Consider the following 1,749-nt stretch of genomic DNA (forward strand, 5'->3'; position numbering starts at 1 on the left):
CATTTCTGTAAGACCCTTGAACGATTTCGATCGAGCTGACCGTGTCGCTGCCTAAAGTTGCGTTGTACGAATACCCCAGTTGAAGGTCAACCGTAACCCCCGCCAAGCCAGTGAGATTTGTGAATTGTAAAGTATCAATGCCATCACCACCGCGAATCACATCGTTACCAGCACCACCATCGAGAGTGTCATTTCCTAGATCTCCATCGAGAGCGTCATTCCCATTGTTGCCATACAAAGTATCGTTGAGTGCTGAGCCTTCGATAGTGTCATTTCGAATTGATCCTTGAACAATTTCAATAGATCTTACATGACTTATTAGCTCCGGATAAATATGCATCTCCCCTATTTTTAAAGACAAAAAGAATCCTTCTTGGAGTTCAACGTGATTAAATAACCAAGCATCTAGATCAGATGATTGAAAGGTATCGATCCCTTCGCCACCATCAATGTCACCATGCATATCATCTAAAGTGTCATTACCACTGCCGCTAGAAAGATGATCGTAGTCCCAGCCGCCTTTAATGTAATCGTTTCCAGAGCCACCGACGATAGTATTGTCACCATATCCACCCCATATATTGTCATCGCCGTTCCCACCATCTATCTCATCGGCGTCGCTTCCACCGACGATGAGATCATTACCGTTGCCACCGAAAATAACATTTTCAGAATCAGGATGTTCGTCATGTGGGATACATCCATAAATCGTATCATCGCCATCGCCACCATCTATAAAGTCTTCACCTGGTTCACCAGCGATATAATCATTGCCTTCTCCACCGAGGATATAGTCATTGCCAAAGTCACCCTTTATTACATCATTCCCGTTAGAGCCGTACAACGCGTCCTCACCATCTCCACCAAGGATAGTGTCATTGCCATCATCGCCGTAAATAATGTCTCGCTCGCTACCACCTTCAATCGTGTCATTACCAGGACCGCCTAAAATGATATCGGCTCCGTCATCGCCATTGATATAGTCATTCCCCATACCACCATCGAGCGAATCGCCTTGATTCCCGCCACTAATAAAGTCATTGCCATCCCCTCCGTAAATCGTATCGTTTCCATCATCCCCATAAAGACTGTCTTTTCCTGCTTTGCCGGAAATATAATCATTTCCCTCTCGGCCATGATATTCGTCGTTTCCATTTTCACCGATGTAAGTGTCGTTTTTTCCTGTACCTTCGTTTGCAATTCGCATAATTTTACTTTCCAAGAATTAATATAAAATAGGCTTATTGATGAAATATTGTCATAAATGTTTTTTCTCGCAGATTTTGACTGTATGTTATTTGATCTCCAAATTGATCTAGTCTTAAAAGCAATTAATGAGAAAGTGTGATTCGAATACAGTGCTAAGACCGTGAATTGTCTACACTAAATTTGGAGAATAAATTCACTTCTCTTTAGCTAAGCCTCAAATTACACCTGTAGTAGCGCGAATTGCAATTGTCGATCCGCATTTAAACTATCTAGGTCAAAATGAAGATGCCACCTGCAGGCTCTGTTTGGAAAAAATCGCTGATGTCATAGAGAACCTACACGGCTATCCATCCCGCACTGAGCCTATATCTGTCGCATGCTAGAAAACAACCATGAAATCCGAAGCGGTGAGGGTCGGTTGTCCAGTCAAGATGGCAAACAGGATCGGAGAAGCTGCGCCGGAACCATCAGAGTCATAGAAAAGCTTACCGTTAGTGGTGTTGTAGAGAATGTAGTCGTTCGCGTCGCGCGCAGCGGGAT

General features: G+C 43.6%; 1 protein-coding gene. It reads right to left on the minus strand.

Annotated features, from left to right (window positions below; genetic code table 11):
• A partial coding sequence (locus KDM90_RS17580) for a calcium-binding protein (RefSeq protein ID WP_268977759.1) occupies positions 1–1,207 on the minus strand: 1,207 nt, incomplete at its 3' end.
• Between the last annotated feature and the right edge of the window lie 542 nt (positions 1,208–1,749).

Source organism: Affinundibacterium fentianense (assembly GCF_018139545.1).
GTDB lineage: Bacteria > Pseudomonadota > Gammaproteobacteria > Burkholderiales > Burkholderiaceae_D > Undibacterium > Undibacterium fentianense.